We start from the raw sequence: 16,994 nt of genomic DNA on the forward strand, positions 1-16,994 counted from the left end.
AAAAAATCGTTGTAAGGCTATCGAAGTCTGTCTACAGATTTTACGAGCCTCTCATCTTTACGGATGTAAATGTTTGCAATAAGCAGACAGATTACCGCAATTAATGGGAAAATCGGCTCAATACCCTTCTCAGGAAAATGAATTCCTCCGGATAAGTTTAGTAACCAGTACGCCAATACACCAATCAACAAAACGTTTATAATGATGCTGATGGTATTCAGCAAAATTTGTCTTTTTCTGTTTTTAAAACTAAAAATACTTAATGCTCCGGTAATAACCAGCACTATACAGCCGATATTAAGTAAAGGAATACTGTCTGAAATGACAACATCCTGTCCCGTTATAAAAAGGAAAACAGCAGCTAAAACTGCTAATAAAGTCCATATAGTTTGTATTCTCTGTAGCATTGAATATTAAATTCTTGGCAAAAATAACATAAATTTTGCACAATTCAAAAATAAGTGTAGATTTGCATTATACAATGTACTTGAAAACCAAAGTCGCCGGACTTACTTTTCTTACTCACAATTAATTACATTTTTACATAAATATGTTTAACATAGAAACGTTAAGGTCAAAATCCGTAACGGAACTGACTAAAATCTTAAAAGATTTGGGCGTTAAAGTTGCAAGAACAAGCAATGACAATGACAAGATCTTTGCTATTCTTGACTTTCAGGCTTCTAACCCTAAAGTTGCAAAAGATTATTTCAACGCCACAGAAACCACCAGTGTAACTACTGAAGAGGCCCCAGCAGATAAACCTGCTAAAGCCCCGGCAAGAAAAGCTGCCCCGAAAAAACCGGCAGCCAAGCCAAAAACAAACACAAATACAAATACAAAAGCCCCGGCAGAAGAACCTAAAGCAGAAGAAAAAGTAGAAGAAAAGGTACCCGCTTCTGAAGAAGTAAAACCGGAAGAACCCAAAGCTGAAGTAGCTGCAATAACAGAAGAGTCCGCAGCAAGCGCCCAGGCTAAAAAGAAAAGAAAAAGAGTTTCTACCAATACAGGTAACACAGAAGTATCTCAGGAAAAAACAGAAGCTCCAAAAAACACAGAATCTCAAGAGCCTGCTCAGGCTGATGAAAAGCCTAACAATCCTCAACAACAGGCTAACAGACCTCAAAAAGGACACAACCATCCACAGAACAGTGGAAACCAACATAAAAACCAAAACCAACAACAACACCAGCAGCATCAAAACCAAAACCAAAATCAGAATCAGAATCAAAACAGACATTCTGAAAAGGCAGAGGAGCAGCATGACCATAAAAAAGAATTCAATTTCGATGGATTGGTAAGTATTGAAGGTGTTTTGGAAATTTTACCGGATAACTACGGATTTTTACGTTCATCAGATTTCAGCTATATCTCCTCTCCGGATGATGTGTATGTATCTACAGCGCAGATCAGGAATTATGGGTTGAAAACCGGAGATACAGTGAAAGGTATTGTAAGACTTCCAAAAGAAGGTGAAAAATACTTTTCATTATTAAAACCTACAGAAGTAAACGGACGTGACCTTGCATTCATCAAGGATCGTGTTGCTTTTGAATATCTTACTCCGCTTTTCCCGGAAGAAAAATTCAATTTAACTGGAAGCGGATCTACCATTTCTACCAGAATTGTAGATTTATTTGCACCTATCGGAAAAGGTCAGAGAGCAATGATCGTTGCACAGCCTAAAACAGGTAAGACGATGTTACTTAAAGATATTGCTAATTCTATTGCAGCCAACCACCCGGAAGTATATATGATGGTTCTTTTGATTGATGAACGTCCGGAAGAAGTTACTGATATGGAAAGAAGTGTAAATGCAGAAGTTATTGCTTCTACATTTGATGAGGCAGCTGAAAAACACGTGAAAGTAGCCAACCTTGTTCTTGCAAAAGCACAAAGAATGGTAGAATGCGGGCACGATGTAGTAATCTTACTGGATTCTATTACAAGATTGGCAAGAGCATACAACACGGTAACTCCTGCATCAGGTAAAGTTCTTTCCGGAGGGGTAGATGCCAATGCTCTCCACAAACCGAAAAGATTCTTTGGAGCAGCAAGAAAAATCGAAGGAGGAGGATCTCTGACGATTATTGCAACTGCATTGATTGATACAGGATCTAAAATGGATGAAGTAATCTTTGAAGAATTCAAAGGTACTGGTAACATGGAGCTTCAGCTAGACAGAAAAATTGCTAACAGAAGAATTTATCCTGCTATTGACTTAATTTCTTCCAGCACCCGTAGAGATGATCTGCTTCTGGACGAAGTAACTTCTCAGAGAATGTGGATCTTCAGAAAATATCTTTCTGAAATGAATCCTGTAGAAGCTATGGAATTTGTAAATAAGAACATCAAAGGAACTCTCAATAATGAAGAATTCCTGATGTCTATGAATAAATAAATTTAATTTAATATTGTTAAATGGAAAGCACGGATCATTTGGTTCGTGCTTTTTGTTGGTTGTAAATAAAAAAAATTAAAACTTAATTCATTCTAAATCAATGTATCAATGTTAAAGATTTATTAAAGTAATCTACAATCCTTGATAATAGCTTAAATATTGGCTATTTTTGGGTTATAACATTAAAAATAAAGATTATGTCATTTGAATTACCAAAACTAGGATATGCATATGATGCATTAGAGCCGACTATTGATGCAAGAACTATGGAAATCCACCATACAAAACACCACCAGGCATATATTGACAATTTAAATAAAGCAATCGAAGGAACTGAACTAGCAGGAAAAACGATCGAAGAAATCTGTCAGACAGGAACTGATAAGCCGGCAGTAAGAAACAATGGAGGAGGACACTTCAACCACTCTTTATTCTGGGAGATTTTAACTCCAGGAGGAAGCAAGGAGCCAGTAGGAAATGTAAAAACTGCTATTGAAAACTACGGAGGTCTTGAGAAATTCAAAACTGATTTTTCTGATGCTGCTAAAACAAGATTTGGTTCAGGATGGGCTTGGTTAGTAAAAAATGCTGACGGTTCTGTATCTGTTTCTTCTACACCTAACCAGGACAATCCATTAATGCCTGTAGCAGACGTTAAAGGAACTCCGGTTTTAGGATTAGACGTTTGGGAGCACGCTTATTATTTAAACTACCAAAACAGAAGACCTGATTATGTTTCTGCATTCTTCGATGTAGTAAACTGGGATAAAGTAGAAGAATTATTCAATAAATAATTTTCAGCTATTATAAAAATGAAAAGGTTCAGAATTGCTCTGAACCTTTTTTGTAGAGTATTATTTAAAATTTACCTTATCGCATCACTGCCGGATAATCCATTCATTCTGAGTTTATATTTCCAGTTCACATATACGAAAACCTGATATAACTTATATTCAAACTTGATCCCGTAATTTTCCTGAGGATTATAATCTATCCCGGATTCTATGATATTTCTGTATCTCCCGGAATTATAATAACTGTTCCATTCGTTCACCAAAAATGTGTTTTTCGTCTTCAGATAAGATTCTGTATACTGGCTGATGGGTTTGGCAACGGCACTCAAAAAATAATCAAATTGCGTATCGATGACCGTAAGATCCCATTCTCCGTCTTCGTTTTTAGAAGGCTTCATTTCATGTTGCTCTTTATCTTTCTTTGGTGTTTCCTGAGAAAAACAGCTGTAAGGTATCAATGCTATCAATACCAATAAAATAATATTTTTCATGATTAAGGTATTTACATAAAAAAAGCACTCCAATAAGAGTGCCTAACTTTTTTACGGTTCTTTCTGGAGAACTACAAATGCCGGGAAGTGGTCACTGTATCCTCCTGTGAACTGGTCTCCATTCCAGGATCTGAATGGATACCCTTTATAATTTCCCTCTTTATTAACTAAATAAGCCGGTGCGAAAATTTCTGTTTTGTATACAGAATATTCTTTAGTTACCTGATCTGAAATTACATTTTTAGAAACAATAATCTGATCAAACAGGTTCGGTGCGTCCTGATAGGCAAGAGATGCCACTCCTTTCTTATATAAAGGATACATCAGATTAAGGTATGGTGTTTCTTCACTTAAATCTTTAGGTGCTGCCTGAGCTTTCAGGTGGTTTTTTAAACTTGGGCTTACGGGATCATCATTAAAGTCACCCATTGCAAAAAGCTTCGTTGTTGGGTCTGCAGCTCTTATACTGTCCATCTGTTGTTTCAATAAAGCTGCAGCAGCATTTCTTTTAGGTAAAGAAATTGCTTCACCTCCTCTTCTTGAAGGCCAGTGGTTCATAAAGAATGCCACTTTTTCATTATCTAAAAATCCTGTTACAACAAGGATATCTCTCGTATATTCTCTTCTTCCGTTGTCACCGTATATTTTCAGTTCTTTTTTTAATGAGTTGGTAGGAGTGAATCTTCTTTTCTGATAGATCAATGCAACGTCAATTCCTCTGTAGTCATAAGAGTTGTAATGAATGATTCCGTAATCATATTTCTTTAAAGCAGGTTCGTTGATAAGATCCTGGATGACCTGTCTGTTTTCAACCTCAATTAACCCAACTACTGCAGGAGCTGTTTTGGTATACTGTGCTCCCATTTCAGAAATTACTTTGGCTTCGTTGGCCAATTTTGCTTTGTAAATTTTAGTTCCGTAGTTCTTTGCGCTTTTTGGGGTAAACTCTTCAGAACCACCTTGTTCTCTCACTACTTTTTTACCAATTAAAGCACCATCACTCCATGGCCCGTCATATTTTTCAGCTTCCAGAAGTTTGATAGAATCTATAGGAATACTTCTGTGAAAAGCAGGATTTTTAATGTCTTTGGTTCCATCAATATAATCCGCTGAACGGATAGTGTCCCACAGGTTTTCTACATTTAAAAAACCTACGGTAGCTACTTTTCTCAGTTTTCCTTGTTGCTGTGAAAATGCCATGATCGAAATAATGACGGCAAACAGACTCGAAAATCTCTTCATCTTAGTTATTATTAATACTATTTAATTTACAAATTTACTTTTTTTAATTCACTGCATTTTAAATATTTGTAAATTTAAAAGCAATTATTTCAATATCATTTATATAATGATTCTTAAAAGCTTGCAATGTTAAGGAAAAATAGGGTTAAAAAAGTTGTGAATTACAAAATTTGATTAAATTTGTGCCCCCAACTTTTAAACTGTTGAAAATTAACAAGAAAAGTATTAAAAAAATAAATATACTCATGATTAAAAAACTATCATTAATCTCTTTATTTACTTTGCTGCCTGCTTCATATTATTATGCGCAGACAACAGTGTATGCGTATCTTAAGGATGCGGATGGCAAGCCTGTTGAGCAAGCAAGTGTAGATTTAAAAGGAGCAGGAAATGATGCAACGGCAGACAAAATCGGTTATTTTCAATTTACTGACTTGATGCCGGGACATTATCAAATTATGGTTACAAAGCCCAATTTTGAAACTAAAATTTTTGAATTTGATGTAACTACTAATGAGAAGAGAAAAGATCTTGGAGTAATTACTCTTTATTCTGCATTGAGTGGTGCAGATCAGGGTTTAGCTATTGTGGAGGATTCAGGAGAAAGTGATGGCGGAGGTGCACAGCAAACTGCAACTGTAGGATTACTACAGTCTTCTCAGGATGTATTCAACAGAATTGCAAGTTTCGATTTAGGACCATACTGGTTCCGCCCAAGAGGAATTGATAGCAGAACAGGTGAGAATATGATCAACGGGATTTCTATGGCCGCTGCAGATAATGGAGACGTAGACTTCAGTACCTGGGGAGGATTGAACGAAATTACCCGTTACCCGGAAATTGCAGCTAACCATGCGCCTTCCGAATATGCTTTCGGAGGAACTACCGGAGTATTTTATAAAAATACTAAAGCCAGTGAGTACAGAAAAGGAAGCCAGCTGACATACTCTCTGACCAACAGAAATTATATGAACAGATTATCTTATAGATTTTCCTCCGGAATGAATAAGAATGGATGGGCATTTACCGGAATGATTGCAAGAAGATGGGCACAGGAAGGGATCCAGGATGGTACTGCTTATGATGCATACAGTGGATATATTGGTATTGAGAAGAAATTCAGTGATAGCCATACCATGACTTTAAATGCCATAGGTTCTAAATATGCAAGAAGCTCTTCAAGTCCAAGTACTCAGGAAGTATATGACTTCAGAGGAGTTCACTACAACTCTTATTGGGGATGGCAAAATGGAGATAAAAGAAATGAGAGAGTGAAAAGAGGTTTCCAGCCAATGATCCAATTGCAGGATTTCTGGAAAATCAATAAAAACTCTCAGCTATGGACCTCTGTTTCTTATCAGTTTGGTAAAGAGTACAGCTCGAGATTGGATTGGTACAGAGCTAATAACCCGTCTCCAACCTATTACCGTAATTTACCAAGCTATTGGTTAAACTATAAAGATCCGTCTCCGGAGCAGACTGCCAACATCGGAATTACGAGAGATTGGTGGACCAATGATGATCAGTCTCATACACAGATAAACTGGGATAATCTTTATAATGCCAACAGAAACGTAGAGTACAATGCTATGTTTGGAGGAAGAAGAGCCGCTTATTATCTTGTAGATGACGTAAAAGATGATAAAGTATGGAATCTGTCTACTCATTATACTTATAACTTTAGCGATACATCCCGTTTCATTTTAAACTTATCTTACCAAAATTACAGATCTGAACAGTACAGAGAAGTAAACGACCTTTTGGGTGCTGATTTTGCACTGAATATGGACCCGTTTGCATCCAATACAACAGCTGGAAGTGTTTGGGGTAAGTTTAATACTAGAGAAAATGATACTGATGTTGCTAAAAGAGAAGGTGATAAAATAGGATACAGTTATATTTTCAGAAGACAGGAATTTAAAATAAACCCTGCTTTCAAATTCTCAACAGGAAAATTCGATGTTTTTGTTTCCGGATTATTTGGTTATACTACAAACAGCAGAGAAGGTTTATTCCAACACTATCTGTATGAGTCTTCTTACGGAAAAGGAGCAGACCAAAACTTCTGGAATGCAGGGGTTAAAGGGCAGGTTACTTACAAGATCAATGGTAGAAACTTTTTGGTTTATAACGGAGCTTACTTTTCACAATCTCCTTTCTTAAATGATATTTATTTTAATACAAGAGTAAGTGGTGTTACCACTCCGGGAATCAAGAACGTTGTTGTTGATGCCAACGATTTGAGCTACGTAATTTCTACTCCGATTGTAAAACTGAGATTGACAGGTTACCTTGTTAACACTCAAAACGAAACAAGTGTACAAAGATACTTTGCACAGGGAGTTAAGTTGACTACTCTGACCGAAAGCGGAGATCAGACTCCGGTACAGGATGGTGCTTTCATTACACAGGTATTGGCAGGAGCCAATAAGAGAAATATGGGTATTGAACTTGGAGCACAGGTGAAAGTTACCCCAACTTTGACAGCAAGTGGATTATTAAGTGTAGGACAATATACTTATACTAATAACCCTACTGTTTATTTTGCATCTGACGCTGTTGGAACATTCAGAGAACTTGACGGAAACGGAAATATCGTATCTAGATCTTATACCAATATGGGAGAAGCTACACTTAAAAACTACAGACAGGGCGGAACTCCTCAGGAGGCATATACATTAGGCCTTCGTTACAGCAGCCCTAAATACTGGTGGGTGGGAGCAACATGGAACTACTTCGGTCACTCATTCCTTGATCCGTCTCCGGTAACCAGAACAGACAGATTCTATACGAACCCTAATACACCGGGAGTACCTTATGATAACGTAACTGAGGAAGAGCTTGCAAGAATTCTGACTCCTACAAAATTACCTTCAGCATTCTTCTTCAATGTGAATGCAGGGAAATCCTGGATGATTGGTAAGTATTATGTGTTGGTGTCAGCATCTGTAAATAATATCCTTAATAACAGAAACTTTATTACAGGTGGATTTGAGCAGACGAGAAACGTCAACTATACTGACTATGCTAATGATTATGACAGCGGAAATATGGTATTCGCTCCTAAATACTGGTATAATCAGGGTAGATCTTATTTTGTTAACCTTCAATTCAGATTCTAAAAAAATTAAATTAAAAATCGAAAACAATGAAAAATATATATTTTAAAGCGGCGATCTTTACAGCCATTTCAATGCTGGCGTTCTCGTCTTGTGTAAAAACTGATGATTATGACGTGCCGGAAATCAAATGTACTAACAAATTTGCAGCGGCTAACCACCAGTTATCTGAGATTACAACCATTGCAAAAGCAAAACCTGGTGAAGCCGATATCATTAAAGAAGATTTCATCGTAGAAGCTTACGTTTCTTCAAGTGATGAATCCGGAAATCTTTACAAAATGATGTTCCTTCAGGATAAGCCTGAAAACCCGACACAAGGTATTGAGATTGACATTGATGGTGCAAGCCAATATCTTGATTACCCAGTAGGAGCTTTAGTAAGAATCAACCTTAAAGGATTGATCGTTCAAGGAGTTAATGGAAACATTAAAGTAGGTACTTATGATCCTAACTATCCTATCGGTAGAATCAACCCAAGTAAAGTTTCAAATTACATGGCAAGAGTTTGCGACGGACAGAAGCCTGTAGTAGCCGCAATGAAACCATTAGAGTTCAACTTTATCTCTGATGCTCTGAAAAACGGTGCGCACATTAATCAGCTTGTGAAAATAAAAAACGTTCAGTTTGAAGAGCCTGAATTGACAAAGAACTTTGCTGACGAATCAGCTACAGGAGACCGTTATATTACGGATAAAAAAGCAGGAAGATTAGATCTTCGTTTCAGTAACTTTTCAACTTTTGGAAAATCTCCGATCGCTCCTAAATTTGAAAAAAGTGGTGATATTGTTCTTGTTTTAAGCCGTTTTACAAGCTCAAATAACGCGACGGTTTTCACAGATCAGGCTTATATAAGAGATCTTAATGATATTAACTTCCCGAACGCCAGATTCACGCCAGGGGAGCCGGAGCTTCCATCTGCTAATGCCGTAAATCTTTTCCCAAGCTCTGATTTTGAAAACTGGGCATCTTTCCTGTCAAGTTTAAATAGCTTTGGGCTTATGCCTTATGCATCTCAAGGTATTGGTTTGGGGTATAACGGGACAAATTCTCTTCAGATTAAAGGGACACCTGCTAATAATGACTATGTATTTACAGCGAATGCTGCGTCAGGAATACCAGCGACTCCAAAGAGAATTACAATGTATATCAAAGGTACTGCATCAGGAAAATCACTTTCTTTCAATGTATACAGAGCAACACCACTAGCTCCTAATACGTCTGCTTTCTATACATTCAATTTAGGAACATTCTCTACAGGTGCTACTTTAAGCCCTGAAAGTACTAATTCATATACCGGGTCAATCAATACGAATGGACAATGGAGGCTGATTGAGCTTACCCTTACAGGTCTTACCGATCTTAACATTACTTCTGGAAAAACTATGTTTGCCCTAAAAACAGGAAAAGACGGAATATATGATCTTCAGATTGACAATATCAAAATTGAGTAATTCATTAGGATAAAATATATTCTAATATACTTTATAGAAATCGGGCAGCTCGTACGAGCTGCCCGATTTTATTTTAATATTTTTTGATTTCAAAAAGCCCAAGAATTTATATTTTTAAAAACAGTTTTAAACCAAGAAGCTATATTTTATATGGAATATTTCATTTATGCTTTGAATCATACCTATACCGATGATTCTCATACAGATACTAAATTTCTGGGCTTTTCCAATAGCCTTGAGGATTTGGAAGAGCTAAAAGCAAAAGCCATTCTTATGCCTGGATTCAGGGATTATCCGGATTGTTTTGTTACAGATTGTTATATACTGGATAAAATACATTGGAATGAAGGGTTTGAGGAGGTAATTGGTGAAATAGGACGTGACTATATTGAAAAAGGAGATGTAATAGATGAGAATCACATTTCAATCAAAGAATTAGGTTTAAATACTGTTTTCAGTGTCAGCCATTATTATACAATACACACTTTTTTGGATGACGAAAGATATATCGGAGTATTTTCATCTTTAGAAAAAGCAGAAAAAGCCATCGAAGAATTGAAAAGTAAACCAGGTTTTAAGGATTATCAGAATGATTTTAATATCAGTGAGCTGGATCTTGCAGTGCTTTTATGGAATAGTGGATTTGGGACCGTTTAAAAAACAAAAACCACCGCATCAGCAGTGGTTTTATTTATTTTCGTTTACTTAACCGTAATTGTTGGATCCCAGTAAAAGTAACCGTACAAAATCTGTTTGTTACTGTCATTCGGGTCTAAAATGTAAAGTCCGAACTGTACATAGAAGTTCTCTTTTCCAGTAGATCTAACTTTTGAGTCAATACTGGCAAAGCTGATATCTGCAGAGGTGGCCGGGAGGCCATTTAAAGAATTTACATCTGGTACAGCAGCTTGCTTTCTTCTCACAGAATTGTATACGAAATTATTAAAAACCTGATCTCCTGACCAGTATTTAATATTATAAATAATAACTGCATCATCCGAATTCTGGTAGATGGATGTTCCTCTGAAAGAAACTGTATCTCCGGCTCTTGCGCTGAAGTTCAAGTCAGCAGAACCCTGTCCTGAGATAGCATTGGCATTGGAAACAATCATATGCTGGCTGTTATGGTCAATTCCTACAGGTCTGTTTGGATCCGTACTGGGGCTTTTATAATTTGCTCGTACATAATCCGTGTCAATTACGATCAGGACATCTATTGCCTGACTCGATGATTTAAGTGTTGCATCGTCCATGATATTTCGTTTTTAGTTTGGTATTTCTTACTCATTTGGCTTTTCAGATTTCGCCCCGTTATTAAAGTGATTCCGGCTTCACGTTTGGTTGTAATTACAATACAAATGTACATTGCTGATAATGAAAATGTTATAGTGTAAATGCTGAAATTCACAGTTAAGTATTTGTACGTAATTAATCTCTTTAATGTGACTTGTTTGTGTTTCAACAAAAAAATACCCTGAAAATTTTACTTTCCAGGGTACCCATTTTATAATGGTTAAATCTAATTCACGTTAAAAAGAAACCTCATTCACTTCTTTTCCTCTTTGAAAGTTCATTGTTTTCTGGCTGCCTTTGTAGGCGATGTTCACCAGATTGATCTGCTTAGGAAAAGCGCTTAAAAGGATCGTATTTTTAATCTTTAAGGTGTTGATATCTGAAACGCCTCCGGTTTCAAAATACACCCATACAGTTTCTCCACTGACCTGACTTCCTGTGAAGGTTATCGTTTTAGGAGCACCATTGACAAACACATCAAAATTATTGTTCACATATTTTTTTACCTCCGCTTCAAATCCAGCCGTGTTGGGGTTGATCTTGATGGCATCAGAGATGTGGCTTGTATTCATTTTTGTGGTAAACTTCAATGTCTTGCTTCCATCAACATAATCCACTTTGGTCATTGAAGAGAAAAAGTCTACATACATAAAACTCATTAACACAAAAAATGTTAAAATTCCTGATATATATAAAAGTTTTTTCATCTTAATTAATAGATTTACAATCATACTTGTTAGTTATAAGTCACAAATAATATGCCAATTAAAAATTCACATTCACAGAATACTTATCATAAAAGGCTTTAATATGTGCTACAGCCTCGTCAGCGGTATCTACCACACGATAAAGATCCAGATCATCTTCAGCAATCATTCCTTCTTTTAACAAAGTTGCTTTGAACCAATCCAATAATCCTCCCCAGAATTCACTTCCTACCAGAACAATGGGAAATTTTCCTATTTTGTTGGTTTGAATAAGAGTCATTGCTTCAGTAAGTTCATCCAAAGTCCCGAAACCGCCCGGCATTACTACAAAACCCTGAGAATATTTTACAAACATTACTTTTCTCACGAAAAAGTAATCAAAATTCATAGAATAAGATTTATTGATATAAGGATTAAAGTGCTGTTCAAAAGGAAGATCAATATTCAGTCCGATAGATTTTCCTTTAGCGTTGAAAGCTCCTTTGTTTCCTGCTTCCATAACCCCCGGGCCGCCTCCGGTAATAATTCCGAAACCTAATTTGGTGATCTTTTCCGCAATATCCACGGCCATTTCATAATATTTGTTCTCTGGCTTCAGTCGGGCAGAGCCAAATATAGAAACACATGGGCCAATCTTGGCTAGTTTTTCGTAACCGTCAACAAATTCAGCCATGACCTTGAAGACCATCCAGCTGTCTTTGGCGATTGTTTCGTCCCAGGTTTTTTGTCTGAAACTGTTATGTAGTTTTGTTTCGTTAATGTCAAGTTCCGGATTTATTAAACTTTCATCTCTAGTTCCATCAATTTCCATTGCAAAATTTATTTAAAGTGTTTTTCGGCTTCTGTTACAGATGAAGGTCTTCCGACATCGATAAGAATACTGTCATGTACAAAACCGTGTATATGCTCGGTCTGCATAAGGTCCAGATATTCTTCCATAACAGAAAATTTGCCTGTTCTTTTTATTTTTTCGAAGATCGTAGGATTGATACAGTGAATTCCGCTGAAAGCAAGAGCTTTAAAGCCTTTGTTGAATTCAGCCAGCCTTTGTTCACCAGTTTGTACATTCAGCCAGCCTCTCAAAACCATATCATCATTGAAAAGGAGTTTTCTCGAGCTTTCTCTGTCTGAAACCGCTAAAGTAGCAAAATCTTTTATCTTTTTGTGATATTCCACCAACGCATTGATGTTCAGGTCAGTGAGGATATCCGCATTCATGATTAAAAAATCTTCTCCATGATCAAGAAATTTTCTCGCAAAAATCAAGCCACCTCCTGTTTCAAGAAGTTCGTTGGTTTCATCAGAGATTTCAATCCTGCATCCGAAATTATTATTTTTATTTAAAAAATCAACAATCTGATCTCCAAAATGATGGATGTTAATCACAAAATCCTTTATTCCGAAACTTTTCAGATAAGTAATATTTCTTTCCAGAAGAGGAATTTCGTTTACTTTTGCCAAAGCTTTCGGATGATGATCTGTAAACGGTTTAAGTCTGGTCCCTTTTCCTGCTGCAAAAATTAGAGCTTTCATAATAGTATAGGTAATGAATGGTTGGTAATGAGTAATATAAAAACTAATGTGGAAATTATTGATTGCTCATTACTCATTACTAATGTTCAGTTGCGGCTGTTCATCGTGGTGAAGGGTTATCTCAGTTCCTTCAGGATATTTTTCTTTGATAAATTCAGCAATTTTTATAGCGGAATATACCGATCTGTGCTGTCCACCTGTACATCCGAAGTTGATTTGAAGATGTTCAAATCCTCTTTCAAGGTAGTTGTCGATATTGATAGAAACAAGGGATTTTACCAATTCTAAAAACTTTGGCATTTCCGTTTTTGTCTCCAGATATTCCTGAACTCCGATATCATTTCCGGTTTGTATTTTATATTCTTCAATTCTTCCGGGATTTAAAATTCCACGGCAGTCAAAAGCAAAACCGCCTCCGTTTCCTGAATTATCTTTGGGAATTCCTCCTTTCTTGTATGAAAAACTGTGTATCTCGATGTGTAGCATATTCTTTCTTTAAATTTTTAAACCATTAAGGTTCATTTGGTTTTTAAGGTAAGTTAAGATTTTGATAAATCAAAATTTAGTCAGGAAGTTCTTTAAAAAAATCATTAATAAAGGGTTTCATTGACTTGGTAATATTGTTGGTAAAAAAGTTAATAAGAAGACCTTGTGGCTTTTTAAGAACATTCATGTAAGTAACTTAATGGGTTGAATTAATTATTTCTTCAATTTTTTGTTTTGCCTTCTCTGATGTCAACTGTTGAATTACCTTCTTCAGCTCCGGATAATGATTCATCTGTTCCCATGACTCTGCAAATTGTGTAATATTCTGAATCCCTTTTTCAAGGCTGGCCATAAAATGCTGTTTTCTTTGAATCAGTCCCCGGAATCCGTAAGCTCCCAAAACCTGTAAAAATCTCATCATCTGAATAGGCCTCACCGCATCTTTTAGTTGAGTTCTTATTTCAGGATTTTCAAACAGCTCTATATAAAATTCCAGCATTTCCTGTTTGAAATCTTCTGTGAAGTTGGCTTTAGCCTGAAAAAGAAAAGAGATGACGTCGTACATTAACGGGCCTTTCATTGCAGACTGGTAATCGATGAAAGAAACTTCATTCTTTTCATTTACCATGATATTTCTTGCCTGGAAGTCTCGGATCATGATTCCTTTAGGCTCAAGATTTTCAATGAGTAATGCGATCTTTTTGAATTCCTTTAAAAGTGTCGATTTGTTGTATTCAAGCTCCAGAAAGTCGGCTACAAAGTTTTTAAAATAATAAAGATCATGAATCACTGGCAGTTCATCATAACTTTCATACTCGAAGGTTTTTGAAAAATCAATTTTTCCCTGTGTCTGTGTCTGCATTTTGAAAAGACGCTCCAAAGTCTGTTGTACCAAAGACCTTACGGCGGGAGATTGCTGTTCTCTTGTAATGACCTCCGAAAGGGTATGATGTCCCAAAAATTCCTGGATGTACATTGTTCTGTCATCAGAAACAGCAAGAATAGAGGGGGTATTAAGCTTTAAATTTGAAAATACTTCGGAATAGTAAAGAAAGCTCTCATTTTCCGGAATATTTTCATTGTACGTGATGATGTATTTTTCAGTGCCGGTAGTGGCCAGGAAATTTACTCTCGCAGAGCCGCTTTGAGCTAATGTGACAAATTCGGAAGATTTTTTACCCAAATGGTTTTCAAAAAATCGTTTTGCGTTTTCAGAAGTCATAATATGGAAACAAATATACTAAATTAACATGAGTTGGGAATTATAGTTTAAAGAATTGAAAATGTGAAGAGAAGAGACGGTTGTAATGAGGGTTTTAAAGAAGTGTTGAATATTTATTTTATGGAGTGTTTTAAAGAAAATTTTTCAGGTTTATATACATAATCGCAGGATCTGATTGGTGTTTTTTAAGTTTCTCAATTCAAATTCAGGATATTACAGTCTAATTTTTATCTTTGCAGTATGCTGAAAGACTTTAAACCTGTTTTAGGTATCTTATTGCGTTTCATTATTATTTACCTGGTATTGCTTTTTGCCTATCAGTTCTATCTGAATGGCGGTAAAGATTCCGGGTTGGATTCTTTTTCAAGAATAATTGCCAATCAGGTGGCTGCTTTGCAGAATGCCATAGGTTATCCTACGGAACTTTATGATGATGTAAAGAATGAGCAGGTTTGGTTTTATGTTAAACAACGTTATGAGACGAGAATGGTGGAGGGCTGCAATGCTGTTTCTGTTATCATTCTGTTTGTTTCTTTTGTTTTTGCTTTTTATAAAGGGATAAAGACCTTTGTCTTTGTTGGAGCAGGGTTGATTATACTGTACATAATGAATCTTCTGAGAATCGTAGGATTGAATATCGTCATGACAGATCATAAGGAATATGGTAAAATGTTCCATGATTTTATTTTTCCTGCCATTATTTATGGAAGTGTCGTTGTACTTTGGCTGGTCTGGATTAAATTTTTTGCATTAAAACATGAAAATTCTTAGTTGGCTTCTGGTTTTAGCAGGAATCTGCGGGTTGATAAGTGTAAGAGTTCTGGAGGGGACTATTTTTTATGACCCGTTTCTAGATTACTTTCATGAAGCGAATAAAAATATTGAATTCCCCGGATTTGAATGGGGAAGGCTGATTGGCGGACATTTATTTAGATTTGTTTTAAATCTTTTGTTTTCCTGCCTGATTATCTATGGTTTATTTAAAAACAAACAATGGACATTGCAGGGTGCTGTGATGATGATCATTGTATTTATGATTTCTCTTCCAATTTATCTGTATTGTATTTCTGACAGATTTGAGATAGGATATCTTTTTTCTTTTTATATGAGAAGATTTGTAATTCAGCCATTAATTATAATGCTGATTGTTCCCATATTTTATTACAGAAAACAGATGACGGATAAAGAGGTTAGGTAAGTGAATTTATCTATTCTACGGTATGTTTATCCACACTGGTTACATTTTCAGGAGTCCATTCTACACGTTTCACAAAGTCTTTCTCACGGACAGGACAGTCTTTGATCTGACATACCGGGCATGAAATCGGTTTACAGTCATCCATATGGAAATTGAACTCAATACTGCGTTTCATATTTTTGGCAAGAAGAATAATTACTTTTTCCATTTCTCCATGGGCATCACGAAGGTCGTAATACCATGGCAGTGTTATGTGAGCATCAATGTGTAGAGAAGAACCAAACTGCTGAATTTTCATATTGTGTACATCTATCCATTCTACGTGTCTGTTTTCTTCAAGGATTCTAATGACCTGATTTAGTATTTCAGGATCCTGCTCATCCATAATGCCACTTAAAGATTTTCGAACAATTTTATAGCCTACGAATATAATATAAAGACCGAAAGTGAGCGCCACTACAGAATCCAGCCAATAAATTTTAGTGAAATAAACAATAATTAAGCTGGCCACTACTCCAAGAGTGGTAATGGTATCGGACTGAAGATGTTTACCGGATGAAACAAGAACCAGAGAATTTTCTCTTTCTCCTTTCTTTATAGAAATATACCCCAGTAGATAATTTATAATTGCAGTGGCAGCAATAATCCATATCCCAAGATCTATTTTACTTAGGGCTTTTCCTATGATAAGGCTGTGAATTCCTTCATAGATGATCATAACGCCGGCAATAGCAATAAGAGCTCCTTCAATACCAGAAGTCACGAATTCTACTTTTCCGTGACCATAAGGGTGATCTTCATCCTTTGGTTTAGCTGCAAGGTGAAGGGAATAAAGTCCCATGAATGCACTGATGACATTGACAATACTCTCCATGGCGTCGGAAAATACTGCATCGGAATTGGTGAGTTTCCAGGCAATAATCTTTCCGATAAAAAGGATAACTCCAAATACTGCAATAAGTTTTTGGAATCCTATTTTCTCTTTGTGGGTATTCATATAAAGTTTGATAAAAAAAAGAATCTCAATTTTGAGACTCTTTTTTATTTTGTTAGT

General features: G+C 36.2%; 17 protein-coding genes. 7 read left to right on the forward strand and 10 right to left on the reverse strand.

All coding sequences use genetic code 11. The annotated features are described in order from the left end of the window. Positions 1–17: 17 nt before the first annotated feature. On the reverse strand, positions 18–407 hold the full coding sequence (locus KIK00_RS16780; protein WP_255813508.1) for a DUF4293 family protein: 390 nt from the start codon (positions 405–407) through the stop codon (positions 18–20). Between the two features lie 143 nt (positions 408–550). On the opposite strand from KIK00_RS16780, the gene rho reads away from it, so the two are divergent. Both rho and KIK00_RS16790 read left to right on the forward strand, forming a co-directional pair. After that, entirely contained in the window at positions 551–2,401 is a 1,851-nt protein-coding gene (gene rho, locus KIK00_RS16785) for a transcription termination factor Rho (RefSeq protein ID WP_255813509.1), read from the forward strand. A 197-nt stretch (positions 2,402–2,598) separates the two neighbouring features. Further along, positions 2,599–3,195 (forward strand): superoxide dismutase, encoded by a 597-nt coding sequence (locus KIK00_RS16790; RefSeq protein WP_255813510.1) that lies wholly within the window; start codon positions 2,599–2,601, stop codon positions 3,193–3,195. 71 nt (positions 3,196–3,266) lie between these two features. Here KIK00_RS16790 and KIK00_RS16795 read toward each other — a convergent pair whose 3' ends face one another. Both KIK00_RS16795 and KIK00_RS16800 read right to left on the reverse strand, forming a co-directional pair. Further along, entirely contained in the window at positions 3,267–3,686 is a 420-nt protein-coding gene (locus KIK00_RS16795) for a DUF6146 family protein (RefSeq protein WP_255813511.1), read from the reverse strand. Between the two features lie 51 nt (positions 3,687–3,737). After that, complete coding sequence (locus tag KIK00_RS16800) at positions 3,738–4,928, reverse strand: endonuclease (protein WP_255813512.1); 1,191 nt, start codon at positions 4,926–4,928, stop codon at positions 3,738–3,740. Between the two features lie 245 nt (positions 4,929–5,173). On the opposite strand from KIK00_RS16800, the gene KIK00_RS16805 reads away from it, so the two are divergent. The 3 genes from KIK00_RS16805 to KIK00_RS16815 all read left to right on the forward strand — a co-directional run bounded on the left by KIK00_RS16805 (position 5,174) and on the right by KIK00_RS16815 (position 10,158). Continuing rightward, positions 5,174–8,050 carry a carboxypeptidase-like regulatory domain-containing protein gene (locus tag KIK00_RS16805; protein WP_255813513.1) on the forward strand — a complete coding sequence of 959 codons (2,877 nt, stop codon included), beginning with the start codon at positions 5,174–5,176 and terminating at the stop codon, positions 8,048–8,050. A 26-nt stretch (positions 8,051–8,076) separates the two neighbouring features. Further along, entirely contained in the window at positions 8,077–9,501 is a 1,425-nt protein-coding gene (locus KIK00_RS16810) for a DUF5689 domain-containing protein (RefSeq protein ID WP_255813514.1), read from the forward strand. Between the two features lie 150 nt (positions 9,502–9,651). Then, entirely contained in the window at positions 9,652–10,158 is a 507-nt protein-coding gene (locus tag KIK00_RS16815; protein WP_255813515.1) for a hypothetical protein, read from the forward strand. 44 nt (positions 10,159–10,202) lie between these two features. Here the strand turns inward: KIK00_RS16815 and KIK00_RS16820 are convergent, their stop codons facing one another. From KIK00_RS16820 to KIK00_RS16845, 6 genes are all read right to left on the reverse strand, one after another. Beyond that, positions 10,203–10,754 (reverse strand): inclusion body family protein, encoded by a 552-nt coding sequence (locus KIK00_RS16820; protein ID WP_047422264.1) that lies wholly within the window; start codon positions 10,752–10,754, stop codon positions 10,203–10,205. A gap of 276 nt (positions 10,755–11,030) precedes the next feature. Next, on the reverse strand, positions 11,031–11,501 hold the full coding sequence (locus KIK00_RS16825; RefSeq protein ID WP_228408605.1) for a DUF6702 family protein: 471 nt from the start codon (positions 11,499–11,501) through the stop codon (positions 11,031–11,033). 58 nt (positions 11,502–11,559) lie between these two features. Further along, entirely contained in the window at positions 11,560–12,312 is a 753-nt protein-coding gene (locus KIK00_RS16830; RefSeq protein ID WP_052184639.1) for a TIGR00730 family Rossman fold protein, read from the reverse strand. An 8-nt stretch (positions 12,313–12,320) separates the two neighbouring features. Further along, the gene (locus KIK00_RS16835; RefSeq protein ID WP_047376403.1) at positions 12,321–13,034 is read right to left on the reverse strand and encodes a nucleotidyltransferase family protein; all 714 of its coding nucleotides are present in this window, start codon (positions 13,032–13,034) and stop codon (positions 12,321–12,323) included. A 69-nt stretch (positions 13,035–13,103) separates the two neighbouring features. Continuing rightward, complete coding sequence (locus tag KIK00_RS16840) at positions 13,104–13,520, reverse strand: RNase adapter RapZ (protein ID WP_255813517.1); 417 nt, start codon at positions 13,518–13,520, stop codon at positions 13,104–13,106. Positions 13,521–13,716: 196 nt separating this feature from the next. Beyond that, a complete protein-coding gene (locus KIK00_RS16845; protein WP_255813518.1) occupies positions 13,717–14,742 on the reverse strand; it encodes an aminoglycoside phosphotransferase family protein in 1,026 nt (341 codons plus the stop codon). A 240-nt stretch (positions 14,743–14,982) separates the two neighbouring features. Between KIK00_RS16845 and xrtF the strand changes: the two genes are divergently transcribed. Beyond that, entirely contained in the window at positions 14,983–15,513 is a 531-nt protein-coding gene (xrtF, locus tag KIK00_RS16850) for an exosortase family protein XrtF (protein WP_255813519.1), read from the forward strand. After that, positions 15,500–15,940 (forward strand): exosortase F system-associated protein, encoded by a 441-nt coding sequence (locus tag KIK00_RS16855; protein WP_255813520.1) that lies wholly within the window; start codon positions 15,500–15,502, stop codon positions 15,938–15,940. Before xrtF ends, KIK00_RS16855 begins: the two co-directional genes overlap by 14 nt. Before the next feature lie 10 nt (positions 15,941–15,950). On the opposite strand, the gene KIK00_RS16860 is transcribed toward KIK00_RS16855, so the two are convergent. Then, entirely contained in the window at positions 15,951–16,937 is a 987-nt protein-coding gene (locus KIK00_RS16860; RefSeq protein WP_255813521.1) for a cation diffusion facilitator family transporter, read from the reverse strand. Positions 16,938–16,994 lie beyond the last annotated feature (57 nt).

Source organism: Chryseobacterium sp. MA9 (genome assembly GCF_024399315.1).
Taxonomy (GTDB): Bacteria; Bacteroidota; Bacteroidia; order Flavobacteriales; family Weeksellaceae; genus Chryseobacterium.